Annotated in this window: 29 protein-coding genes; 7 read left to right on the top strand and 22 right to left on the bottom strand. The window is 34.0% G+C overall.

Annotated elements, in window-relative coordinates:
* Window positions 1-87: 87 nt before the first annotated feature.
* Window positions 88-1059 (bottom strand): SPFH domain-containing protein, encoded by a 972-nt coding sequence (locus AC1DKZ_RS13335; RefSeq protein ID WP_002012471.1) that lies wholly within the window; start codon window positions 1057-1059, stop codon window positions 88-90.
* A gap of 2 nt (window positions 1060-1061) precedes the next feature.
* Window positions 1062-1490 (bottom strand): NfeD family protein, encoded by a 429-nt coding sequence (locus AC1DKZ_RS13330; RefSeq protein WP_002012470.1) that lies wholly within the window; start codon window positions 1488-1490, stop codon window positions 1062-1064.
* Between the two features lie 274 nt (window positions 1491-1764).
* Here AC1DKZ_RS13330 and AC1DKZ_RS13325 point away from each other — a divergent pair, with 274 nt between their 5' ends.
* Window positions 1765-2982, top strand: coding sequence for an MFS transporter (locus AC1DKZ_RS13325; RefSeq protein WP_002168568.1), 1218 nt, complete (start codon window positions 1765-1767; stop codon window positions 2980-2982).
* A gap of 49 nt (window positions 2983-3031) precedes the next feature.
* Here AC1DKZ_RS13325 and AC1DKZ_RS13320 read toward each other — a convergent pair whose 3' ends face one another.
* From AC1DKZ_RS13320 to spoIIP, 5 genes are all read right to left on the bottom strand, one after another.
* Window positions 3032-4507: an amidase family protein gene (locus AC1DKZ_RS13320; RefSeq protein WP_201067013.1), complete on the bottom strand. Its 1476-nt coding sequence runs from the start codon at window positions 4505-4507 to the stop codon at window positions 3032-3034.
* Between the two features lie 187 nt (window positions 4508-4694).
* Window positions 4695-5141: an NUDIX hydrolase gene (locus AC1DKZ_RS13315; protein WP_000178291.1), complete on the bottom strand. Its 447-nt coding sequence runs from the start codon at window positions 5139-5141 to the stop codon at window positions 4695-4697.
* A 23-nt stretch (window positions 5142-5164) separates the two neighbouring features.
* Window positions 5165-5905, bottom strand: a complete 741-nt coding sequence (locus tag AC1DKZ_RS13310) for a M15 family metallopeptidase (RefSeq protein ID WP_201067011.1) — start codon at window positions 5903-5905, stop codon at window positions 5165-5167.
* Between the two features lie 11 nt (window positions 5906-5916).
* Window positions 5917-6414 carry a GNAT family N-acetyltransferase gene (locus AC1DKZ_RS13305; protein ID WP_201067009.1) on the bottom strand — a complete coding sequence of 166 codons (498 nt, stop codon included), beginning with the start codon at window positions 6412-6414 and terminating at the stop codon, window positions 5917-5919.
* Window positions 6415-6700: 286 nt separating this feature from the next.
* A complete protein-coding gene (spoIIP, locus tag AC1DKZ_RS13300) occupies window positions 6701-7855 on the bottom strand; it encodes a stage II sporulation protein SpoIIP (protein ID WP_431182091.1) in 1155 nt (384 codons plus the stop codon).
* Between the two features lie 89 nt (window positions 7856-7944).
* Here spoIIP and AC1DKZ_RS13295 point away from each other — a divergent pair, with 89 nt between their 5' ends.
* On the top strand, window positions 7945-8241 hold the full coding sequence (locus tag AC1DKZ_RS13295) for a hypothetical protein (protein ID WP_002012463.1): 297 nt from the start codon (window positions 7945-7947) through the stop codon (window positions 8239-8241).
* Window positions 8242-8245: 4 nt separating this feature from the next.
* Window positions 8246-8551: a permease gene (locus AC1DKZ_RS13290; protein WP_078178819.1), complete on the top strand. Its 306-nt coding sequence runs from the start codon at window positions 8246-8248 to the stop codon at window positions 8549-8551.
* Here AC1DKZ_RS13290 and AC1DKZ_RS13285 read toward each other — a convergent pair.
* The 6 genes from AC1DKZ_RS13285 to AC1DKZ_RS13260 all read right to left on the bottom strand — a co-directional run bounded on the left by AC1DKZ_RS13285 (window position 8524) and on the right by AC1DKZ_RS13260 (window position 13310).
* A complete protein-coding gene (locus tag AC1DKZ_RS13285) occupies window positions 8524-9090 on the bottom strand; it encodes a DUF1572 domain-containing protein (protein ID WP_002165929.1) in 567 nt (188 codons plus the stop codon). The two genes, AC1DKZ_RS13290 and AC1DKZ_RS13285, sit on opposite strands and share 28 nt — an antisense overlap.
* A complete protein-coding gene (csaA, locus tag AC1DKZ_RS13280) occupies window positions 9071-9400 on the bottom strand; it encodes a chaperone CsaA (protein WP_113938296.1) in 330 nt (109 codons plus the stop codon). Before csaA ends, AC1DKZ_RS13285 begins: the two co-directional genes overlap by 20 nt.
* Window positions 9401-9466: 66 nt before the next feature.
* The gene (brnQ4, locus tag AC1DKZ_RS13275) at window positions 9467-10804 is read right to left on the bottom strand and encodes a branched-chain amino acid transport system II carrier protein BrnQ4 (protein WP_431182189.1); all 1338 of its coding nucleotides are present in this window, start codon (window positions 10802-10804) and stop codon (window positions 9467-9469) included.
* 443 nt (window positions 10805-11247) lie between these two features.
* Complete coding sequence (gene cbpA / locus AC1DKZ_RS13270) at window positions 11248-11895, bottom strand: cyclic di-AMP binding protein CbpA (protein WP_431182090.1); 648 nt, start codon at window positions 11893-11895, stop codon at window positions 11248-11250.
* Between the two features lie 174 nt (window positions 11896-12069).
* On the bottom strand, window positions 12070-12714 hold the full coding sequence (locus AC1DKZ_RS13265; RefSeq protein WP_002086041.1) for an HXXEE domain-containing protein: 645 nt from the start codon (window positions 12712-12714) through the stop codon (window positions 12070-12072).
* An 8-nt stretch (window positions 12715-12722) separates the two neighbouring features.
* A complete protein-coding gene (locus tag AC1DKZ_RS13260) occupies window positions 12723-13310 on the bottom strand; it encodes a TetR/AcrR family transcriptional regulator (protein WP_002012456.1) in 588 nt (195 codons plus the stop codon).
* A 350-nt stretch (window positions 13311-13660) separates the two neighbouring features.
* Here AC1DKZ_RS13260 and AC1DKZ_RS13255 point away from each other — a divergent pair, with 350 nt between their 5' ends.
* From AC1DKZ_RS13255 to AC1DKZ_RS13245, 3 genes are all read left to right on the top strand, one after another.
* Complete coding sequence (locus AC1DKZ_RS13255) at window positions 13661-14548, top strand: hypothetical protein (RefSeq protein WP_002012455.1); 888 nt, start codon at window positions 13661-13663, stop codon at window positions 14546-14548.
* A gap of 209 nt (window positions 14549-14757) precedes the next feature.
* Window positions 14758-16065 carry a hemolysin family protein gene (locus AC1DKZ_RS13250; protein WP_113938292.1) on the top strand — a complete coding sequence of 436 codons (1308 nt, stop codon included), beginning with the start codon at window positions 14758-14760 and terminating at the stop codon, window positions 16063-16065.
* 1 nt (window position 16066) lies between these two features.
* Window positions 16067-16549: a DUF456 domain-containing protein gene (locus AC1DKZ_RS13245; protein ID WP_000217328.1), complete on the top strand. Its 483-nt coding sequence runs from the start codon at window positions 16067-16069 to the stop codon at window positions 16547-16549.
* Between the two features lie 24 nt (window positions 16550-16573).
* Here AC1DKZ_RS13245 and AC1DKZ_RS13240 read toward each other — a convergent pair whose 3' ends face one another.
* From AC1DKZ_RS13240 to cls, 4 genes are all read right to left on the bottom strand, one after another.
* On the bottom strand, window positions 16574-17194 hold the full coding sequence (locus AC1DKZ_RS13240; protein WP_476996415.1) for an NAD(P)-dependent oxidoreductase: 621 nt from the start codon (window positions 17192-17194) through the stop codon (window positions 16574-16576).
* 98 nt (window positions 17195-17292) lie between these two features.
* Window positions 17293-17472, bottom strand: coding sequence for a hypothetical protein (locus AC1DKZ_RS13235; RefSeq protein ID WP_002065008.1), 180 nt, complete (start codon window positions 17470-17472; stop codon window positions 17293-17295).
* 187 nt (window positions 17473-17659) lie between these two features.
* The gene (locus AC1DKZ_RS13230) at window positions 17660-18118 is read right to left on the bottom strand and encodes a spore coat protein (RefSeq protein WP_113938290.1); all 459 of its coding nucleotides are present in this window, start codon (window positions 18116-18118) and stop codon (window positions 17660-17662) included.
* Window positions 18119-18150: 32 nt separating this feature from the next.
* Window positions 18151-19335 carry a cardiolipin synthase gene (gene cls, locus AC1DKZ_RS13225; RefSeq protein ID WP_476996414.1) on the bottom strand — a complete coding sequence of 395 codons (1185 nt, stop codon included), beginning with the start codon at window positions 19333-19335 and terminating at the stop codon, window positions 18151-18153.
* Window positions 19336-19494: 159 nt separating this feature from the next.
* On the opposite strand from cls, the gene AC1DKZ_RS13220 reads away from it, so the two are divergent.
* Window positions 19495-19581 (top strand): YjcZ family sporulation protein, encoded by an 87-nt coding sequence (locus AC1DKZ_RS13220; protein ID WP_000505094.1) that lies wholly within the window; start codon window positions 19495-19497, stop codon window positions 19579-19581.
* 129 nt (window positions 19582-19710) lie between these two features.
* Here the strand turns inward: AC1DKZ_RS13220 and AC1DKZ_RS13215 are convergent, their stop codons facing one another.
* The 5 genes from AC1DKZ_RS13215 to AC1DKZ_RS13195 all read right to left on the bottom strand — a co-directional run bounded on the left by AC1DKZ_RS13215 (window position 19711) and on the right by AC1DKZ_RS13195 (window position 24813).
* The gene (locus tag AC1DKZ_RS13215; protein ID WP_113938288.1) at window positions 19711-20217 is read right to left on the bottom strand and encodes an acyl-CoA thioesterase; all 507 of its coding nucleotides are present in this window, start codon (window positions 20215-20217) and stop codon (window positions 19711-19713) included.
* A 119-nt stretch (window positions 20218-20336) separates the two neighbouring features.
* Entirely contained in the window at window positions 20337-21206 is an 870-nt protein-coding gene (locus AC1DKZ_RS13210; RefSeq protein ID WP_002012447.1) for a TIGR03943 family putative permease subunit, read from the bottom strand.
* 3 nt (window positions 21207-21209) lie between these two features.
* Window positions 21210-22106, bottom strand: a complete 897-nt coding sequence (locus AC1DKZ_RS13205) for a permease (protein WP_000418719.1) — start codon at window positions 22104-22106, stop codon at window positions 21210-21212.
* Window positions 22107-22305: 199 nt separating this feature from the next.
* The gene (locus AC1DKZ_RS13200; protein WP_000932392.1) at window positions 22306-23247 is read right to left on the bottom strand and encodes a magnesium transporter CorA family protein; all 942 of its coding nucleotides are present in this window, start codon (window positions 23245-23247) and stop codon (window positions 22306-22308) included.
* A gap of 186 nt (window positions 23248-23433) precedes the next feature.
* Window positions 23434-24813, bottom strand: a complete 1380-nt coding sequence (locus AC1DKZ_RS13195) for a putative polysaccharide biosynthesis protein (RefSeq protein ID WP_476996413.1) — start codon at window positions 24811-24813, stop codon at window positions 23434-23436.
* Window positions 24814-24863: the final 50 nt, after the last annotated feature.

The following is a 24863-nucleotide window of genomic DNA, read 5'->3' as shown; positions in this document are numbered from 1 at the left end:
TCACCTTCTTTATACATGGATATGTACAAGCCTTTCGTAATATACGCAAAAAAAAGAGAAATGGCATCCCATTTCTCTTCCTCACTCTTATTGTTCTTTTTCTGTATCTGACGAAGGTAATTTCTTCGTTTGTTTCTCTTTAAAGATTTCCCCAATTGCCCCAAGAGTACCAAGTGTTTCAATTGCATTAGATGGAATAAATACTTTATTTGCTGGGCCTTTTGCAACCTCAATCAATGATTCAAATGATTTATAAGCAAGTACGCGCTCATCTAAATCTGCTGCGCGAAGTAATTCAATTCGGTTTTGTTCTGCTTTTGCAATTTCCTCAATCGCTCTCGCTTCCCCTTGCGCTTCTAATTCTTTCGCTTCTCGTATACCTTCCGCTTCACGAATACGCGCTTCTTTATCCCCTTCAGCCATTAAAATTTTACTTTGTTTTTCCCCTTCAGCACGAAGGACTTTATCTTGTTTCGCTGCTTCAGCTTCTAAAATGATCGCACGTTTATTACGTTCTGCTTTCATTTGTTTTTCCATTGATACTTGCACATCTTTTGGTGGATTAATATCGACTATTTCGACACGCTCAATACGAACGCCCCATTTTTCTGTCGCTTCATCAAGTGCTAAACGAATTTCTGTTGAAATTTTTTCACGACCTGATAATGTTTCATCAAGCTCCATTTTACCAATAATTTGACGCATTGTTGCAGATGTAATATTACGAACACCATATTCATAGTTTGAAATACCATATGTCGCAAGCTCTGGTTCAACAATTTGATAGAAAATAATTGTATCAATTTCTACTTGTACATTATCTTTCGTTATTACCTTTTGTGGTGGTACATTCGTTTGTTGAATACGTAAATCGTGATATACACGAACGCGGTCTACAATTGGGATTAGAATATTTAATCCAGGGTGCATAATCCGTTGAAATTTACCAAACCTTTCAACGACCCCAACTTTTTGCTGAGAAATAATTTTAATTGTCAATGCAATAAATACAACGACAATCAATGCGAAAATAATCGTTAACGTTAATGCTACTGCCATATTTATTCACTCTCCTTTTTCACTTGTAAAATAGTACTATGCCTCTGTATAACAACGACTTTTTCTCCAGCATCAATAGGAGTATCCGAAATAGCTGTCCAAGTATCTCCATCCACTTTCACAATACCGTTCACTTCACTTGTAATCGTTTGCATAACAATTCCCTTTTTACCAACAAGTTTATCTACTGTATCAGTAAAACCTTTTGCTTCTCGAAAATTTTTAGAAATTCTTTTCGTAAAGAAAGTCAATGTTAAACTTACAATCGCCCCAACAACAACTTGTAAAAATAGTGCATCAGGAGCAAACAAAGCAATAAGACCTCCGACAACAGCTCCAATTCCAAGCCAAAGCATGTAAAACGTAATCGACAACATTTCTGCAATAAATAAAATACCCGCTATTATAAACCAAATCACCCATCCAGCCATATGCAACCCTCACTTTCTTTCTCATTTTCTATATGTATATGAAGAAAAGAATGGTTTATCCGCCCTTTCTCATAGAGGGGGCGTTTGCTACAAGCTATTATATGTATTCGCTGTTACAACAAGCATTAATAAAATGCTATATTAATATATTCTTCATTATACACGAAAATCCCTTTCAAAAAATGACAAAAAATTTAATTCTTTCAAAAATATAACTTACAGATTATAATGATTAAAATTAAAAGCAGTATTGATTTGAAAGGTGGTATTCTTATTGCCTAAACGTTCACTAACTTACTATTTGGGCTCCAAAATATGCATTACTCTCGCTGACATTGTATACATAATGATTATTACAACTCACATCTATATCACAACTAGATCAGCTACAATTACTGCTCTTTTTCCATTATTACAAGTTATCACAAATCTTATCGCGAACACCTCTGCACCACTTATAATGAATCGGTTTCCATCTTATTCATTGCTATATACTCTACAATGGATTAAAACAGCTCTTTTAATATTGTTAATGATATTATTTCCTATACTATCAACAAACATTTCTGCTCTTTTAACTTTTGTTATTTTCATTTCATTATGTAGTGGCTGGAGCGCTCCTCTACTATACGCAGTTATCCCGCGCTTAACACCACAAGAAAAATTAGTAAAAGTAAATAGTGTCTTTTCCTTTTCAACACAAATTATACAAGCCGCTGCATACTCATTTACAAGCATAATTGTTCTTCTCATTGGCGTTACTTCGACACTCATGATTAATAACATATTGATGATTTTCGGATGTATTACATTACACCTTTCATTACAATCTATACAAGCTGAACGAGTAGCAGAACCCACTTCTTCGAAAACTACTGCATTATTAGAAGGATGGAAACTGTTATTTCAACACCCGTCTCTGCGCATCGTTACAATTATGGACTTAATTGAAACTTTCGCAGGGACGATATGGATCGGTGCTATTACGATGGCATATGTAACGACTGTTCTTCATAAAGGCGAAGATTGGTGGGGATATATTAACACAAGTTATTACGTCGGCACATTAATTGGCGGGATATTAGCGTGGAAAATGAGTACATATATTCAAAAAAATTTAATACGCTCCATGGCGATAGGCTCTCTTATGTTTAGTATTCTTACATTTTTATATGGTATGACAAGTAGCGGATTTATTGCTCTATTTCTTTGTGTTCTAATGGGACCATGTTATCAAATTAGAGATATTTCTCAAACGACGGTTTTACAATCAAGCGTCACTCCTTCTTTATTATCGAAGATGTATACAGCTCATGGTGCACTTCTCTCGACAGCTTCTGGTCTTTCTATGCTTAGCGTTGGAATTATTACTGATATGTTCGGCGTTCGTACTATTTATATTATCGCCGCTTTTCTTATTTTATGTTCTGCTTGTTTATCCTTTAACTTATTAAAATATCAGAAGACGGAGCAGAAAGATATTTCACTTTAATCAATAAAACAAAAAGGACAGGAATTCCTGTCCTTTTTGTTTATTCTATTCATGACAAGTTGGGAATCTTCCTATGTTTTGTCGCTTGTTCAAAAGCATATGCTAGTTTAATTAATGCCCCTTCACTAAAAGCAGCACTTGCAAGAGTAATTCCAAAAGGCCTCCCATTATCCATATATCCCGCAGGCATTGCTATAGACGGATAACCTGCTTTCGCACATATAGTAGATCCTATATAAGAAGGGAACAGTATCGCATCAAGATTATATTTTTCCAATGCAAAATCAATACCTTGTTTTTGCGAAAAGTATATATCTTCTAATCTTGCCTTTAAATATTCAGGATTTCTTAACGTATTAGGAAAATCTTTTTTTCTTTCTAACTTAGTTTGTCCATATTTCAAAGCTCTTTCTGCTATGTTTTTATTAAACTCCATTAACTCCGAAATAGAATGTACTGGAATAGTAGAAGGTAATTTAGAAAGATAGTTATCTAAGCTATGCTTCAGTTCATAAAGCGGAACCCCCCAGCTCCATTCTCTATGAAAAGATGGAATATCAATATCTTCTACTATTGTCGCTCCCTTACTACGTAAAACTTGAATCGTTTCCTTAAACAATTTTTCATCGTATTCTCCAGATTCATAATAATCTTTTGGCGCATTGCTAAATACACCAATCTTCGCCCCCTTTAAACCGTTAGCATCAAGATAAGATGTATAATCTTGATATGCCATGCCTTCACTTTTATGAGTGGCTACATCCTTCTCATCCACCCCAGTTAGACTCCCTAGTAAAATAGCAGCATCTGTTACTGTTCTAGCAAATGGCCCAGCTGTATCTTGTGAATAAGTGAAAGGAATAATTCCACTACGACTAATTAACCCAACAGTCGGCTTAATACCTACAACCGAGTTTTGAACAGCTGGGCTCAAAATAGAAGCATCTGTCTCTGTTCCAACGGATAATACAGTAAAGTTAGCGGCAACTGCTATAGCAGACCCTGTACTTGAGCCACCAACGAACATATCATCCTTTCCTGTACCGTAAGGATTAATTGTTTGACCACCTCTAGCGCTATATCCAGCCCACATTTCAAAAGACATTGCATTTGCTAGTTCTGTCATATTTGTTTTACCTATTATAATTGATCCTGCTTCTCGAAGTTTTGTAACGAGAAATGCATCTTCACTACTTATATTTTGTTCTAGGGCAATCGTACCAGCACTTGTATGCATCGAGTCATTCGTTTCAATATTATCCTTAAGTAAAACAGGTATACCATGTAATGGACCTCTTACACCTTTTGTCTTTCTTTCATAATCTAACGCTTCTGCAATAAAGATAGCATCTGGATTGATTTCTAAAATAGAATTGATTTTCGGTCCATCTTGGTCATACTTTGCGATTCTATGAAGATAATACATGACTAGTTCTTTTGAAGTTAACTTCCCAGCTTCCATTTCCTTTTGAATATCATGAATTGTTAATTCTTTTTGCAGTAGGGTATTGAACTGAATTTCCATTTTCATTCTCCTTTTATAAGCCCTTTTATATATGACGTATGTCTATTACTTTTTCATTTTCTCCGCTCCTCGTATTAACAACTACTATCCCTATACAGGAATTCAACTCACCAGTTTAAAAACCTTTAATTTCCAGAGAAATACAAAGAGTCTGAAACGAATACAATATCGCCTCAGACCCTTTTTATTATTTTACATATACCTCTTCTAACAAATGTAAAAACTCGCCTTGTTTACCTGCTAATTCAGGGCATTTGTTAATATCAACCCACTCATAACAAAATACTAAACCTTTGTCTTCCTCACCAGCACTCACTATATGCTCCCACGTATCTTTCACATCTGTTAATAATGAAATGTGGAAAAAATGACGTTTTTGATATTCCTTTTTTTCTTTCACAAAAATAATGTAATCGGAAAGGAAGCGCTCGATACAAAAATGGCGTAGTCCTGACTCTTCTTGTACTTCACGTAAAATTGCTGCCTCTAACGTTTCGCCTTCATCTACTGTCCCGCCTGGCACTTGGATACCAGCCTCTCGTATATCACGATGTTTAAAAACGAGTAGTTGCATAACCCCTTCTTTTTCTCTCGTAATATATGCATGTACCTTTTTCTTATATAACATCGTCATCTTAGCCCTCTCCCCTCAATTCATTACTGCGTTACTTCTTCAATCGTCAGTTGGTTTTCATATAAATATGTAGCTTGCGGATTCCCAACATACCGTACATGCCACGGTTCATAACGATAACCGGTAATCCCTTCTTTCTCTTTCGTATATCTAATAACAAAACCAAATTTATGGGCATTTTCAGAAAGCCACTTTCCTTCTTTCGTCTCCCCAAAAACAGTTTCTAGCTGAAATTTAGCAGATTGAGATGTAATATCCATAGCTAGTCCTGTTTGATGTTCACTCGTACCAGGGACTGCACTAGACATCGCTGTCTTTGCTTCTCCATCTTGTCTTTTATACATCGTATTTAATGCTTTTTGTCGATCAAAAGATCTAAATCCAGAGACTGCAAAAAGGAAAATCCGCTCCTTATTGGCTTGCTGAAACATTTCCTCAAGTGCCGCCGCTGCCTCTTTCCTCATCTTTTTCTTCTCTTGATCACCTTCACTAGAGTAACGTACTTTCGGAACAACTAAATCTGGCGGTCTATACCCATCTGGTAAACGCCTATTTTTATTCACAAGTACAAGCATCGAATTCGGATTACTAATGACTGCGATATCCCCATCCATATTAGCAATCGTTTCTTTAGCTTTCGGAAATATATTATTTACATTTACTTCCTTCGCCTCTTGACCCTTGTACATCTTATAATTTATTCCTGCTACTCCAATGATCAGTATCATCGCTACGATACCAAGTAGTGCCCATCTTTTTTTCATATAACGACCTCTTATTTTAATAATTTGGCCATTTCATACTCATCGACACCTTTTCCATCGATGATAAGAGCAGATTTTTTGACACCTTCTTGTTCAAATCCAATTTTGCTATATAGTGCCTGAGCTCTTGTATTGTGGGCCATTACCGTTAATTCTAAACGCCATACATCATGTAATCTTGCCCACTTCTCTACTTCTTTAAACAAACTCGTTCCAATACCTCGGCCACTATACTCTTGCAAAATACCAATTACAATGCCTGCCACATGTCTCTTTCTTTGAACATCATTACCATTGGCTAAAATAAATCCAACTACTCTATCATCTTCAACTGCTACAAATATTGTTGCATATTCATTTTCTATAAAACGGTGGACCATCTTTTCTTGTTGCTCTACTGTGGTTTTTCTTTCCCCTGGTTCGTATAACATAAATTTCGTTTCTTCGTCTAACTGCTTACTTAATTGTAAAAATGATGCTGCATCTTCTACTCTAATCTCTCGTATCACCTTGATCCCCTACCCATTCTGTTAGTTAAAAATTTTCCTTGTAAAAAGATTTTCTCCACTATTCCGAAAATTCCTTTTTAAATTTCTTACTATAAATAGACAAATTTCGATATCAATATAATAATAGGGAATTTTGTCTATAATGTGACATATCTTTCTACCTATAGATTATGAACAAACAAATAAACGTAAGCTTCTTGCTTACGTTTATCCCGTATTAACGGGTAGCCTGATTCGTAAGGGCTACTAATCAGTAGGATGAGCACTCACCGATCAAATTTTCGCTTTATCCATTCACTTTTTCAGCTTGCCAAAAATATTCTCCAAATGCTTTAGCAAGAACATCAATCGATCTATCTAATTCTTCCTTTGTATTATCTACGCCACCAACTTCAATTAAAATCGCCTGTCCTGATAAGTCTTGATTATAGACTCCATTTCCTGTTTGGAACCCTTTTTGAATTACACCACGGCTCACTCCTGGATATTTCTTATTAATTTCCTCATGAAGAGCTGTTGCTAATTGTAAGTTCTTTTCATAATTTTTATTTCCTTTCCCAATTACAAAAGCAAGCTTTGCATATGATTTATCTCCAATTGTTTTTGTCGTGACATTTTTCCGTGCACTATCACGGTGCAAATCGAAAAAATATTGGAGTTCTTTATTACTAGCCATCGCTTCTTGTACAATTTCTCGTGACAGTTTATAAGAACTATTACTATTTAATCCTTTACTTATTAATTTTTGACCAACATCAGTTTTATCGTTAGCAGCACCGATCCCTTCACTTTCTAACTGTTCTCGCAATCGATCGCCAACTATTGAAATATTCGTTACAGAACTCGTTGCTTTATTCGGATTTGGATCATTCGTTAAGTTGAGTAACGGCAAATAAGATTCCCAGCTATGTGAATGATAAATCAATGCAACTTGTCTTTTTCCCGTCGTTTGAGATGGTTGTTTCTTCTCTTTATTCGGATCAGGCTTAGGAACTTGTCCAGCTTCTCCAGTCCGTTCCTTCACTACTTCTTCAAGAGGCACACTCGATTCTATCGGTAAGTTGGAATAGTTTGTTCCTTCACCTGCTATAACGATTTCTGTATCATATTTCCCAAATCCCGGAAGTTCTTTCCCGACAAAACTACGTACATCATCAAAACGAATATTCGTAGCCATCGAAAAGAGGAATGAAGAAATAGAAAAGTCTTGATTCAAATTCCGGTACTCCTGTGTAAAATAATGATTCTCCTTCCCAATAACGTACATGTAACCATTCATTGATAACTCATTTAACCAATTATATAAATACGTTGACTTTGTCTCTTTCATGGAAGTTACCATTACACTAATAAGAAAGAAAGTCGCTAATACCGTAGTAATAATAAATATAATTAACTTGCGTACACTTGTTAATTTCACGTAAAAAAAGCCTCGATTCATACTATCACCCTCTCTATTTCAAGTTATGTACAAGCTCTAGAGAATAGACCGCTTAAATTCCGGCTATATTGTTAATGAGGTGAAATGAATTGAAGCTACTAATAGGAACATTACCAATCGTCTTATCATTTATTTTTTATTTGTTTGCTTTACATCCTAAAATTCGTATTGTGCTACATATTTCCGCATACTTAGCACTGTATGTACTCGGGACAATTATTTCTATTAATATATATGATGTTTTAATACAAAATTTAGTTTTCATGACAAGCATTCATGGAATTTTACTGAATCCATTTTTCCTTATTGCAGGAGCGTATATAGGAACATACACTTTATACTTACTTTTGTCTTACATTATTACAAATATAAAAAATGGAGCGTAATAAAATGCAACCACCGTTCATCTGTCATAAATGTAAAAAAAGAATAACGAGAAGGAAAGATCTTATTACCTCTACATGGCATTTCCGCTTTTATTTGTTTCACAACACTTGTTTCAAAAATCAGCAATTATTTGTCTCACGTTTTATTCCTATAAATACACTCTTTGGTTTCTTTCTTATTACATATGGGCTTATTGCTGGCAGCATTCTAATGTTCACGGAGCCCTCTATCAATTGGCTTATTTTTTTGCTTCCTATTTTATATCGGTTTCTTTCCTATTATTATGTTGAACGTTTTTTCTGTAAATAACTAGTAGATTGACCTCTAGGAATGCTTAAACACTCCCATTCATTTTCTTTTAACATTTTACCAATGTAAATGATTTGTCCAATATGTAAAGCATAATGAGAAATTTGCCTTTCGATCGCTTGCATGACAGTGTGTTCTTCTCCGCGAATGTATACTTTCTGCAAAATCTGCTCTGCTGTTAAAGTATCCATCGTTTTAAAGACATACTCCCACCCTTCTTGCCACGCAGCAAGCGCTTCTTGTTTTGAATTGTACCCACCTTCAAATTCACCATCTCGGTTACGATCTATTTTTTCGCCATCAGACGTTAAAAATTCCGTCCATCTTGAACGCATATTACCATGTAAATGTTTAATAATAATCGCGATACTATTTGTCTCTTCATAAGCAGACCACATTATCTGTTCATAAGATAATTGAGAAAGTACACGTTCTCCTTGTTTTTGTGTTGCCTTGAAATTCGAAATGGCACATTGTAAATATTCTCGTCCGATATCCATGTTTACCCCTACCTTCACACTAACTAATTTTCGTTCCATTTGGCAATTCCATATTAGGCTGAAGCAACACAACATCACCAGCTTCAGGAACTCCACCTAATACAAGCACTTCCGATTTAAATCCAGCTACACGCTTTGGCGGAAAATTTACAACAGCAACAATTTGCTGACCGATTAAGTCTTCTGGATTATATCTCTTCGTAATTTGAGCACTTGACTGCTTGACCCCAAGCTCCCCAAAATCAATTTCTAGTTTAATCGCTGGCACTCTCGCTTCTTTAAATTCCTCTGCATGTGTTACAGTTCCAATTCGTAAATCCAAAGTCAAAAAATCTTCAAAACTAGCCATTTTATCAATCCTCCCAATTATTACTTAGACAAAACATAAAAATCCCCTTCAAAAAAAGAAAGGCGCCTAGGCACCTTTCTTTTGTAACTCACTTGATTCATTTGATTTATAGAAGAAGAAACCGAGAACCCCGCCAATACATGCTGGGATTAACCATCCTATTCCTTCTTTATATAATGGTAACATTTGTAGTACATTTGAAACCCCGTCAATTTTTATGTTCGCACTTTCTAAGCCATTAAATAAACTAATTGACAATGCACCTAATATTGCACCAATATAAATTGTATTTCGCTTTCCAATCCATTTATGGAAATATGAAAGTACGATTAATACGATTGCAACTGGATAAATAATCATTAACACTGGTAAAGTGACTGCGATTAATTGTGTTAAACCTAAGTTAGATACAATTAAACTAAACACACATACCATTGTTACAATCGTTTTATGCGAAAGTTTTGGGAATACGTTTGTAAAGAAGCCCGCACAAGCAGATGTTAATCCAACAGAAGTTGTTAAACAAGCGAGTATAATAACAAGTCCTAATAAAATTTTACCACTTGTTCCATATAACTCATTTACAACATTCGTTAAAATAAGTCCACCATTCTCTGAGATCCCAAGTGATGTACTTGTTGAACCAAGATAAGCAAGTGATAAATAGATTAACGTTAAACCAAGTACAGCAATAATACCTGATACAATTGTTATTTTTGCAACTTGACTACTCTCTTTTATCCCTTTAGAGCGGATAACTTGTACAACGACAATTCCAAATACGAGCGCGCTAATTGCATCCATCGTTAAATATCCTTGAATAAATCCACCAAAGAAAGCATTTTCTTTGTATGCCGCTAGCGGTGCAGCTGGTTCTCCAATCGGATCAATAATTGCCTTTCCGACAATAACAGCAACAATCAATACTAACAATGGTGTAAGAAATTTCCCGAACCAATCCACTAATTTAGATGGATTTAATGATAAATACCACGTTATTCCGAAGAAAACTATAGTGAAAAGAAATAGCATGTACCACTCAGAAACCATTGTCTCTGATAGAAATGGCTTCATACCCATTTCAAATGAAACAGCTCCAGTACGCGGAATCGCGAAAAATGGTCCAATCGCTAAATAACTAATCAATGGGAAAATAAACGCAAATATAGGGTGAACTCTAGAAGACAGCGCTTTCAAGTCCCCCTCTACAAACGCGACAGCTGTTACAGCTAATAGGGGTAATCCGACTCCCGTTACAAGGAATCCAATTGTAGCAACCCAAACATTCTCTCCAGCTTGTTGACCTAAAACTGGTGGGAAAATTAAATTTCCTGCTCCTAAAAATAGTGCAAATAACATTAAACCAATCGCTACCGTATCACCTGGCCTTAAACGTCCCTTCATGCTTTTCATTTGCATAGCACTTTTTCATTGTTTATCTCTCTTTTCACAATATGCTATGCATCCTCCTCTCTGCTCAAGATGATAAAATATGCCCCTTACAAAGCAATGTCTTTCTCCATAATTTCTCCATTCCCCTTATTCTTACTCTAATTATTAATTTTTGATTTTTTTGAATATTCAAGTCATTAGAGTGTTATAACGTGGAGTTTAGTTGTCAGACCTCTTTGTTTTTATCACACATATAGTAACATATTTGGCTGAAAAATAAAAACATATTTTTAAATAGAATTTTTTGAAAATCAAAATTATCCACACATACCTCCTTTATTTATTTTATTACACAATTTTTTTTAGAAATTTACGATTTTTACATTTTATTATATTTGAATATTTTTATACGAAAGAAAGTAAAAGCCATCAAAAAATAAGATGGCTTTTACTTGTTAGTCTATCGTTTCAACTTCACGTGGATTATTCATCTCTTCAACATACACAACTCTAAATCCATGATTTTCTAAATCCTTTAGCAATGTTTCTAATTCACTATCTTCAAACTCTTCTCCCAATGTAAACATTATTCTACGTACTAATAAAGCATCATTATCAAAAGTCATTAAGCTTTGAATACCAGTGTATTTCTTTAGCACTGTCGATAATTTTTGAATGGCCCCATTATAATCTTGTGTTCCAATCATGACAGAATATTTACTAGAATGGACTCCCCATGCGTCTTCTAATAACTCAAAAACTTTTTTATGCGTTAAAATCCCCAGGAAAACTCCTTTTTCATCAACTACTGATAAATAAGGTAATTTTTTTATTGTAAAAAATACTTTAAAGAACGAAGAATCTTCTCTCACATATCCTTCTTTATCATTTAATATTTGTACTACACTCTCTTCAAGTGAACCTTTATATTCTAAAATATCTACTTTATATATATTCCCTAAGTATTTCTCTTTTTTTTCATCTAAAACTGGTACACAACGATACCCAGTTTTATTTAAATGCTCCAGTGCTTCCCCTATCGTAATTGAACTTGAGCAAAATAACACTTCCCTTTTCGGCACATAATTTCCTTTAATCCTCATAAACAGCCTCCTTATGTTAAAATACTTTCTGTGCCATAACTATATTATATTTTCAGAAAAAAATAAATATATTATTTTATTTTTCTGAAAATTATTCATTTTTCCGTCATAATTTATTCATGAATCATTCACTTGTACTCTCTTCAGCATCAAAAATCCCTTCTGAATTCTGGATCACTTTACTGCATCATTGTACGGACCTAATTGCTTTTTAGAAAAACAATGATTTGTCTCCTTACTTTTCATTAACATATTTCCTTTTATAATTAAAAAATAGGTTGCTACTAGAAAATAGATCAGCCCTAATATCCAATCCAAATTTGTAGCTAGATTGTGTAAAAGAACATATCTCATATATGCATAACCAATCGGAACATGTAGTAATACAACCGCACCTAATCCCGGATTGTATATTGTTTTAGCTTTTATATTTGCAAAAATACCATGCCATATGAATTGAAAAAACCCCATTAAAATAGGTGCCATCCCAAGCCATATTATATTTTGAAAGAAAACCGGAAGTAAATAAAAAACATACGCAATCAAAATATTTATTACCATAGCAGATTGCGTATTTAATGGATAGCGATCTGGTATATCACTTTTAAATATAACTACATTAAACAGACCAGCGAAATAACCTGGCCAACGATACTCTTCAAATTGATGCACTAAAATGGCTACAAAACTTAACGCTAACAGTACTTTTATTTCACTTATTTCTCCCAAATTCGCGACTAAACAAACAACGACAACAATAGCCACAACTAACCCTATATCATACCAATGCTTTCTAAAGAAACTAACCATCTCTATCACCCACTATCTCAATTTTTATAAAAATAGCGTTCAAATAGGAAATCAATCTGTTTTTCTATAGGCAGTACTCTTATATCTGCTCCTGATTCAAGAATTGGCATCATTAATGCTGGAAGAAAAATGGATCCAAATATTTGCACTGTCATCATCATTAAAATTTCCTGATCCGCTTCATTTGTTATTTCGCTCAAAATATTCTTCACTTTACTAAAACCTAGCCTCTTCAAAAAATCTCCATATTCGTATTGAGATGTAAATACCGTAGTTCCCATTGCAATAATCTTCCTGACTAACTCAGGATATTGCCGAATTACTAGTACATAATCAAATAAAAATATTTTTAATCTTTCTTTCGCTGGTACTGTAATATCATCTAAAATAGAAAAAGTGCCTTGGAAGCTAATTAACAAAACTTTAATCGCCTCACTAATCAACTTTTCTTTTGAACCAAAATGGTAATTTACAAGCGCAATATTTACATCTGACAATGATGCAATTTTCCTTATCGTTACCCTTTCAAAACCTTCGTTTTTAATTAACTCCAAGGTTGTATTTAAAATCTTTTCTTTCGTTGATATGTTTTCATTTCCCCCCAACTTATCTCCTCCTCTAGAATTTATCGATTAAACAATGATTTAAACACTGTTTAACTTTATGGTATCACTTTCCAATTTGAAAAATCAATTTAATCCTTTCGACATTTACCTACATTTCTTTTCATTCATCCCATACAAAAAACGTGAAAATGCTAAACTGTTCACGTTTTTTGTATGGATGCTGTTATATACCCTCTCCTGCTTTATATCCCACACATAAAATAAATTTCTAAAAATAATTTAAAACTATCCATATACCAATAGGTAAAGAAAAATATATTGTAACTTCCCCTGAAAAAAGCTAAAATAAGAATAAGAATTTTCTGAATATTCTAAGAGCAGGTGATTGTATGTCCTTATTGCGCTCACATATATGTAAATTTATAGCCGGTGTTTTGATTATTTTTGTCATAAGTCCCCTTCCAGCATTATTCATTACACATAATTACTCCTACTTAACTGGATTTGTAAGCATTTTTCATAATTTAGCACAGCCTTCTTCCATTTCAATTCCCACAATTGATTGGATGCATGAGCCTATCCTTTTCTCAGCAAATCAGCTTGTACATACACAAAATATACTACATACCTCTAACCATTCGTCACCACTGTTCCCCTACATATGGGAAATATATTTTTTATCAATCGTTCGTTTCACATTCACTCTTGTAATCGGTTTCTTTATAAGTCTAGGAATTGGCCATCTATTTTTAAAAGCACCAAACTCATTAAAAAAGTGTAGTTCTTTATTTCGCTGGATACCGTATTCTTTTGGCACTGTGATATTACAATGTTCAGTCCTATTATCACTTCTCTACATATCTAAATTCATAAAGTTTCCTTTCTTCTCTTCTTTTATCATCGTATGTAGCACTTCTATGATAATCGTTATGCAAGCAATTAAAAAATGGCTACCGTTCTTAAATACTACTAATGAATACGAAATAAAAAATTCATCTTTCCTTGTTGATACGTTATTTATTGCGCTTACTTCCAATCATAAATCTATTTTGAGTTCCATTATTCTTTCATTCGTTTTTATGGAATGTATTTTTCATACAAACGGACTATTACAATTTATCGTCCAATTTGGTAGAAATGCACCTATAGTTGTCACAATTGGTTTATTACTACTTTATATTCCATATAGCATCTTATCGTTTCTCCAAGCTTTATGGACAACAAACCACTCTAAACAAAACACGTATACTTTAACTAGAAGTATTTCGAAACCATAACATAGAATAACCGTCTACTTAAATTAAAAGTAGACGGTTATTCCTATTATATAGAGGACAAAATAACAGCAAATTAAAAAACTACTATAGAAACCTACCATTATTTACCCATTTTCTTTGACTAATCTTTTCATTTGGATTTATTATAAAAGTATAACATAATTACAGGAGGTGACATCTTTATTCCAAATTAGGAATAAAGAACACACTTGGACATATTAAATATTTTTCTCATCTTTATACTTATCCTTATTTCTGGTTTTTTCGTTGCTTCAGAATTCGCTGTCGTAAAAGTACGAAAAAGTCGAATTGACCAGCTTGCTAATGAAGGTAATAAACAAGCATTAGCTGCAAGAAGCGTTTTATCTAACTTAGACGTTTATTTATCCGCTTGTCAGCTTGGCATTACTATCACCTCTTTAGGACTTGGTTGGCTTGGTGAACCAACTGTGGAACATTTACTGCGACCACTATTTGAAAAAATCAATATTACTGGAACAATGGCTAACACGTTATCCTTTATTATTGCTTTTAGTGTGATTACTTTTTTCCATGTTGTATTAGGCGAGTTAGTTCCTAAGTCTTTCGCAATCCAAAAAGCTGAAGCAATCACATTAAAATTTGCAAAACCGCTTATTTTATTTGATAAAATTATGTATCCGTTCATTTGGCTTCTCAATAGTGCAGCTATATTTTTCACAAAATTACTCGGTTTAGAGCCTGCGAAAGAAAATGAACTTGCCCATTCCGAAGAAGAACTACGACTCATTTTAGGTGAAAGCTATAAAAGCGGCGAAATTAATCAAACCGAATATAAATATGTAAATAATATTTTTGAATTTGATGATCGTGTTGCTAAAGAAATTATGGTACCTAGAACTGAAATGGTTTGTTTATCTACTGAAAATACGTTAGAAGAAAATATGAAAATCGTTGCAACTGAAAAGTATACACGTTATCCTATTATTGAAAAGGATAAAGATGATATTATCGGAATGATAAATACGAAAGAGATTTTTCATAATCAAACAAAAGGCATTTACAAACCACTTGATGCCTACATACATCCTGTTTTAACTGTATTTGAAACAGTTCCCATTCGTAAAACGTTAATACACCTCCAAAAGAACCGCGTACAAATGGCGATTGTTATGGATGAATACGGTGGAACTGCTGGCCTTTTAACGATGGAGGATATTCTTGAAGAAATTATCGGCGAAATTCAAGATGAATTTGACGCAGACGAATCACCGATGATTGAAAAGCGTACTCCTAAGCTTACTGTTTTAGATGGGAAAGTACTCATTTCTGAAGTAAATGATATGTTTGGCCTACATATCGATGAAAGTGACTTAGATACAATTGGTGGTTGGCTTCTCTCTCAAGCAATTGATTTAAATATTGAAGCTGGCTATTCAGTTGAATATGATGGTTTTCAATTTAAAGCATTAGAACTTGATGGGCATCAAATTAAAAAGATTGCTGTACATAAATTAGATACTACAAAGGAGTTATAAAGTGACTGTTTTACTAACAATTTGTATCATTGCTTGTTTCATTGTTTCATTTCTTGCCTTTATATACCCCATTATCCCTGGCATCCTTGCCGTATGGGCTGGCTATTTCATTTATCATTTTGGAATAAATGGCGGAGAGTTAACGACATCTTTTTGGATTATTCAAGTCATTTTTACACTCTTCATTTTCGTTGCTGACTTTATTGCAAATGGATACTTCCTAAAAAAATACGGTAGTACAAAATCGGGCGAACGTGTTGGTATGGTTTCTATCATTGTTGGATCGTTCTTCTTCCCACCATTCGGGCTTATTATCATACCGTTCTTATCTGTATTTATTACGGAACTAATGCATAAAAAGGCGCCAAAAGACGCCCTTTTAGTCGGAATTGCAACTGTAGTCGGTTTTTTAAGTAGTACAGTAGCGAAAGCAATTCTCCAAATTATTATGATTATCATCTTTGTATGCTATATCATTTTTTAGCCATCCCTATTTTAGGATGGTTTTTTAATATGAAATACCTACTCGACTTTTCTCGTATAAGCTTTTATTACGTAAACTCCATGTAAAATCAGCTGTATCACCAACTGTGATTTTCGATCCATCTGTTGGCAACATATCTTGTTCAGTTCGATATACACCGGTTACATCACCATCTATTAAATGCGTCGGACAAACAACAGTCCAACATAGTTTACTATTATTCAGCGCTTCATAAGCAGCTAAATGATCTTCCGCAGCTGTTGTCATTTTTCTTTTCGATTCTTTTGATTGGAAACGATATATACTTGGGTTTGTTCGTGCTTGTAAAATACCAGCAGTTCCTATTGTAACAATTTTCTTTATGCCCTCTTCTTCCATTTGCTTTATAATAATCGGTACACTCTTCTCTAACGTCCCATTCCGATCAGTTCCAAGAGCACTAATTACAATATCACATCCTTTAATCGCTTCCTTTATATCATCTCCGCTTAATACATTTCCCTTAATAACTTGCAACCTTTCATGCTCTATTTCCACTTTACTCAAATCACGAACTAATACCGTTACTTCATATGAATCTTGTAATGCCAATTTCATAATTTGTGATCCTACTCTACCTGTCGCTCCTAATATGCATACTTTCATATATTATCCCCTCTTCAGTTCTTTCTCTCTATTTTTCCCTAATACATACAAATATACAACAAAAAAGCTTCCTCGTTTATGTGAGGAAGCTCTTTTATTTATTTCTTTTCTTTCGAATCAGAAGACTTGTCTGTTCCGCTTGTTTCTTTATCTTTCTTTTCATCTTGCTGCGAAGTTGTGTCATCCTCTTTCTTTTTATCCCCATCTTTACTACAACCTACCATTAATAAAGAACTTGCAAGTGCCATAGCAGTTAATGACTTAACCCATTTGTTCATTTGCGTTTCCTCCCTTTGATAGAATATGTACAATCCCATATTACTCTTTTTTTTTAAAGGGAAGATTTAAAAATAGTAAAGATACAGTAAACTTTTGTAAATTTTCGGATAACATAGCCAATCTTTAATCCTCCCATTCTAATTAGACATAAAAAAACTAAGGCGCCTTTCATTCCACCTTAGCTTTTCACGCGAATTTTTCACTTTCATATACATGTTTAATCTTATATTCCTTCTTCACAACATATTGCCAAACACTATAAGCATAACGATTCATTTTCACAAAACAATTTTCCAGAAAAGAACGAAACTCCGGGTTCGCAACTTCTACTGCCACTTGAGCAAACTTTAATGCTAATCGTTTCAAATGTGTAATATAACAAATAGCAATCCCAGTATCCCCTGTATACTCATTATCTGTTTCCCTATCCATTTCAGTAAATTCCGGCCACATTTGTTTACAAGTTATATGTTGTATATTTTCTCCTTCTTGAAAATTCACTTGTTCATTATATGCTTGTAACATATACGGCAAATGATGCTGCAAAATATCTTTTAATTCTTCATCTCGAACCTTGCTCGTGTATTCTCCAACTTTATATATAAGTGTGTAACTATATGTCATCAATTCTTTCATACAATCCATTAAAGCGCCTCCCTTCCTATTTCATCTCTATACTATAAATATGATGCGATAACATTTGATATTCTTGCTAGAAACCAATCCCATCTACTAATTTTCTCAAAATCTTCTTCAGAAAATCGTTTTGATTTATGAAAGTCTCCTTTTAATCGACTCCAGACGTCAGCAACGACTGTCTTATCATATATGAAACAGTTAGATTCGCTATTTAAGTAAAAACTTCTATTATCAAAATTTGCTGTACCAATATCAACCATTTCCTCATCGATGATTGTTACCTTCCCATGAAAAAATCCATTTCGATATTGATAAATCTCCGCTCCAGCATCTAACATGTCTTTCAAATAAGGATAGGCAGCCTGTTTTAGCAATACTGCATCACTTTTAAATGGGACGAGGATTTTTACATGGACACCACGATTTAATGCATCTTTCAGCCCCTTCACCATTTCTTTACTCGGTACAAAATATGGTGTAGCGATAATTAAAGAATGTTTTGCCTTCTTTAAAAACGCTCCATACTCCTTCCATAAACCTTTTCCATTCGAAAATACGTATTGATATTTTACATTTCCTTGTACAGGTAACTCTTGGTGTATAGGAAACTTTTCTCCCGTATCTTCTTGCCAATCTTCCGCAAACTTCCGTTCCATATCAGTAGCTCCATTCCCTTCGATGCGTACATGATAATCACGCCACGGACCAAATTTAGGATCCTGTCCAAGATATTCCTTTCCGATATTGAAGCCACCAATGTACGAAACTTTCCCATCTATAGTAACAATGCGTCTATGATTACGTTGATGCAAAGAATAAAATAAGTTTTTTAATTTAGGTTTTTTACTAAATGTAAACTTCACGCCTTTTTCTTTTAATTGATTAATTATCTTTTTCTTAAGCTTATATCCGCCAATGCGGTCTACTGACAATTTCACATCTACTCCGCTAGATGCTTTTTTCTCTAATAACTGTAAGAATTCTTTACTTACCTCATCTTTACCTACAATATAAAAATGAATATATACATTCTTTTCTGCACGATTTATATCCTCAAATAAGCTTCTATATAACTCATCACCGTTCGTATATACTTGAAAATCCCCTGATCGGATTTTTTCTAATTCATATCCACTAGCCATTTTCTTCCCCATTTCCACATCAACGTTCATCCATATGAATACACCTATAAAACAAATTATTACAATTAAAAAGTGCTTCATGGATACGTTCCTTTCTCTAACTACTGTTATTCCTATATCTTTCCTTTTTTAAAACATTATCATACAAAAAATATGTCATTGCATGATATACGTCCATATCAAACAGGAGCTCATCTGCATATTGTATGTTGTATCTTAAAATAAAAGGAGGAAATAACAATGGGCTTCGCACATGGTAATGGATTTGCGCTACTAGTCGTATTATTTATCCTCTTAATTATCGTCGGTGCTGCTTGCTTCTGCTAAGCAGTTATTGTAGTACGATATGGGGATGAAAAAACTATAAAAGCGGACACCTATTTTTAGGTGTCCGCTTTTCATTTCAAAAATCTCCTAACCTATTACAAAATAGTACCACTAGGAAAGTATTTCACATCAAAAAGTTAGCAGTGTAGCTACCTTCTTACTCTCTGCCTTACGAATATGGCGCTGTTCTGCACGTGACACAGCAATTCGATGCAATTCTTTCTCCTCTTCTGTCTCAGGGATAACACGCGGTACAGGAACTGGATTATTCTCCTTACTAAGCGCAACAAAAGTAACGAATGAAGTTGCTGCTACACGTTTTTTACCTGAAATTAAATCTTCTGCTACTACTTTCACAAATATCTCCATAGAAGTTCTTCCCGTCCAAATTACGAAAGATTCATAACTAACACAATCTGAAGAACGTACTGGATGTAAGAAATCTACCCAATCCATAGACGCTGTGACACATTCCATTCTCGAGTGTCTCGTTGCTGAAATTGAAGCAACCATATCCATCTCCGCCAATATCTTTCCACCAAATAGCGTGTTATGATCATTTAAATCCGTTGGAAATACTCGACTCGTTTTAAACACTCTTGATTCATTAGCTGTTTTACCCTTTACTTCAGTCATTGTTATCACCCCTTTAATTATTTATCTCTAATATCCCAATATACACTACACCTCATGAACTACACGTTTAATATTAACAATTTTTAGAACTTTTAGTCCACAAAAAAGAACCGATTTTATCAATCGGCTCCTCTAAATACATATTGTTCTTTCGGCTGTTCAACTTTATTCCATTTCGTTACTTCTAACACTGGAATATTCGCATGAAACGGCTGATAAAATTCAGTTGAAATTTCTCCCTCTATCTGAATCCAATCATCATTTTTCCACTCTACACCTTCTGGTTTTTTAACTAACATACCATATACACCCGAATCGGCAACACAATGTATAATGCCGAAACGGAACAAGAAATATTGTTCCTTTTTAGAAGAGTCATCTCGGAAAACAAATCCTTTATAAGACAGGGTTTTACCAGTAAATTCACCAGGATAATTATAAATTGTCTCCATACCCTTTAAGAAATCTTCATCTTTTAAAGTGATATTATCTTTCGTAACAAACTCTTTCTTCCCTTTTTCCATTACACCACGGTATCCTTCTTTCCCGTAATAAATGCTCGTGTCAGGTCTTAGAAATTGCCTTGTCATAAATGGATCTTTACTTTCTGCTTGCGCTACTGGAAAATGGAATCCCTTCGCCTTAACAATATCGGAATCTAATGTTGCAATTGGGAAAAACAATCCTGTAATGATTGGAAAACAGAATAACGTGTAAGAAAACACTTTTTTCCACCATGTATTCTCATCTTTCGAATGATCATGCCCGCAATGACTATGATCACAACTACAATCATGTTTCTCTTTTTCTTTTTGATGTTCTTTTTGGAAAACGATAATAATTTGTACAATCGTTAAGAAACCTAAAATAATAGCTGCAGTTTTTGATAAATAGGCGTACTTCATATTTATATACTTCGTAATATTACCGGAAATATGAAGCTGTCCAATTAAAATTGTAAAACCTAATAATATATATGCTCGAAACATAACCTACCACCCCATCGCATAAATGAGTAGTGAGCTTGCATAAACAACAAGTGTAACTGTAACCGTCACAACAATTACAAATTTTGTTTTAAATGTCGCAAGCATCATAAACATATTTTTAATATCCACCATCGGTCCATATACGAGGAACGCGACAAGTGACGCTGTTGAAAATGTACTTTGGAACGAAGAAGCAATAAATGCATCCGCCTCTGAACAAAGTGATAAAATGAAAGCAAGTCCCATCATTACAGCTGATGAAGAAAACGGACCTTGTCCAATAGCAAGCAATGTTGAAGTTTGTACAAACGTTTGAACTGCAGCAGCAATTAACGCTCCTAACACTAAGTATTTTCCCATTGAGAAAAATTCCTCAACAGCATGTGTACATACATCCCACATTTTTGTACGTAACGGACGCTTATGATTCACTTCTGGGAAGTGATCATCTCTTAATTGATGTTCTTTAAACATAAATGATAATATAATTCCAACGATAATTGCTACGATAATCGCTACAATAGAACGATACCATACCATGTGCATACTACTTCCAAAAGCAACATATGTTGCAAATAATACAACTGGATTAATAATCGGTCCAGTTAACATAAATGCAATTCCTGCATAGGGCGGAACCCCTTTTCCGATTAATCGTCTTACAATCGGAACAATTCCACATTCACATCCAGGAAACATCATACCTAAAAAAGTAGCTAATAAAACAGACAGAAATCGGTTTTTAGGCATCCATTTTGCCACCATATCTTCTGTCACAAACATTTGAATGAATCCTGAAATAAATACACCAATTAGCACAAAAGGAAGTGCTTCGATTAATATTGAGATAAAGATTGTATTCATTTGCAGGAATGCTTTCGGTAATTGAAACAATTCCATGATGTATTTCCTCCAACTTTTCATTAACAATATGTAATTTTAACCCCATTTCATTATTTGAACAAGAGTTATATGGAATTCATAACCTTCATACACATTACATTTCACAAGTTATATTCTGTTCCAAAATTGAGATTTCATAGCAAAAAAAGCTGCGCTAGCACAGTTTTATAACTATGCTAGCGCAGCTTTCCTATCATTAAAAGTAACGTTTCTTCCAAAAAACAAATGCTAAAGTGAAAGATAATGTTACACATATTATAAGTACAATTACAAAACCATGTGCTTCCCCTTCAAACGGAACCTTTACGTTCATTCCAAAGAAACTAGAAACCATCGTTGGTAATGATAAAATGATTGTAATAGAAGTCAACAGTTTCATAACACTATTTAAATTGTTAGAAATAACCGAACTAAATGTATTCATCATTCCACTTAAAATGTGACTATATATTTCCGCCATTTCAATAGCCTGCTTATTTTCAATTAATACATCTTCTAGTAAATCTTGATCGTCTTCATACATTTTCAAAAATGTACTGTTTCGCATTAATTTTTGAATTACAATTTTATTTGCCTTTAATGATGTTGTAAAATAAACTAAACTTTTTTCAAGGCCGAGCAATGTGAAAATTTCTTTATTTTTCATCGACTTATTTAATTGGTGCTCTAAATCGATTGTTTTTCGATTAATTTGCTTTAAGTATCTTAAATAATAAGTAGAAATTGTATATAAGAGCTGAAGTGCGAAGCGCGTCTTTTTAAACGTATAAAATTCTTTAATACGTTGATTAATAAAGCGTTCAAAAATTGGATTTTCTTCTAAGCAAATAGTAACAAAACAATCTGGCATTACAATCATACCTATTGGAATCGTGTCATAAATTGAATTTCCTTCTTCATCATGTCTGACTGTCGGAATATCCACGATAATTAAAGTATTATTGTCTTCCTTTTCAATACGAGAACGTTCTTCATCATCCAAAGGATCTTTAATGAAATCTAAGTCTACATTTAAAGTTTGTACTAGATACTGAATTTCTTCTTCTGTTGGATGAAGTACATTAATCCAGCAGCCCTTTTGCATTTCCTCAACCTCTTGTAGTTTTCCGTTTCGGTCTGTTAAATAAATATTTAACATACTATCACCCCGATTCTTTTTACATGTGGGAATCTACCTCACTTAAACAACAGTTTTTGAACCGCTATTTTCAGCATATGAAACAAACGATTAAATTTCAATAGAAAAATTATTTTGAAAACGTTTTTTTAAGAAAAATCTTGTAAACATAGAAAAAGACAGAGTGTTCTCTGCCTTTAAAAAAGCTTATGTTGCCTTTATAACATATTTAGAAAGCATCCACAAGTTAAAGCCGACTGAAATCGTATAGCCAGCGTATGTTGAAATGATAAAACTTACATAATCAAAATACGGTAGCAATACAATATTTAAAACTATCTTCACAGTTATTCCGATTACTAATCCTAGCACTGTTTTCTGTTGTTGATTAATTCCTTGTAACATGGCAGCGGTTACTGTAAATAGTGAGAATAGTATACAAGCAGGAGCATAATACTGCAAAATAATACTGCCCATCTCCGGATCATTTCCAGCACCAAATAAAAGAGTATACACTGGTTTTGCTAAAATCATCATTCCAATCGCCGCCGGTACGGTAATTCCTATCACTAATAAATTTGTCCTTGTAAAATGTTTATACAGTAGCTTCTCATCTCCCGCTGTATAAGCTTTCGTCATCTCAGGTACAAGGGACATACTAAAAGCTGTTGCAACAGAAACCGGGATAAGTACAACCATCTGAACAAGGCCAATAATCGCATTAATCTTTTCTGCTTCTCCTTGCATATATCCTACTTGTATAAGTAGCTTATTAATTGTAAATGTATCAATCGTCTGATATAACGGAATCGCTAATCCAACTACAACGAAAGGAATAGAATATGTAAACAGTTCTCTATACAACGAAAAAAAACTTTTCGTCGTTTGTGGTATACTGGCAATCTCTTTTTTCTTTAAATGTTTTCTCCTTCTTATATAATACGCACTTAAAACACTTAATCCACCTAGTGCTCCCATAAATGCTCCAAACGTTGAAATACCAACTGCCAACGAAACAGAAGCTTTTATAACATATAAAACGACAAAGCTTCCTATCAAAATAGTTAAGACCCGAAAAAATTGCTCTACAACTACACTGAGCGCAGAAGGTCCCATAGATTGAAAACCTTGAAAGAAACCACGTAACAAGCTCATTACAGGAACGAGTATTAACGCAAAACTTACAATTTGAATATTGTGCGTGACAGCTACCACACTATTCCCTGACTGATCATTTCCATCAATCACAAGTTTAGCTAAATGTGGTGCTAACATATATAATGCTAAACAAGAAATAACGCCCATAACGACCATGAAAGCGATACCACTCTTTAGCACTCTCTTAACAGTGTGATAATCATTGAGTTGATCATATTTTGAAACCATTTTTGAAACGGCAAGTGGCAATCCCATCGTTGCAATACTAAGCATAATTGTATAAGGACGGTATGCATACGTATATAATACGTACCCACTCGTACCCACCATTGCTGTAAATGGTATAACATATATAAACCCTAACATTTTAGATATCATCGTTGCCATCGTTAAAAATATCGTTCCACGTAAAAACGGTGATCCTTTCATCACATTCCCCCGCTACGCTTTATTATTACACATTATGGACAACTCCTTTT

It is taken from the genome of Bacillus sp. 05T21 (assembly GCF_056396785.1).
The sequence above is the reverse complement of the archived record's forward strand: the minus strand, read 5'-3'. Positions and strand labels throughout refer to the sequence as shown.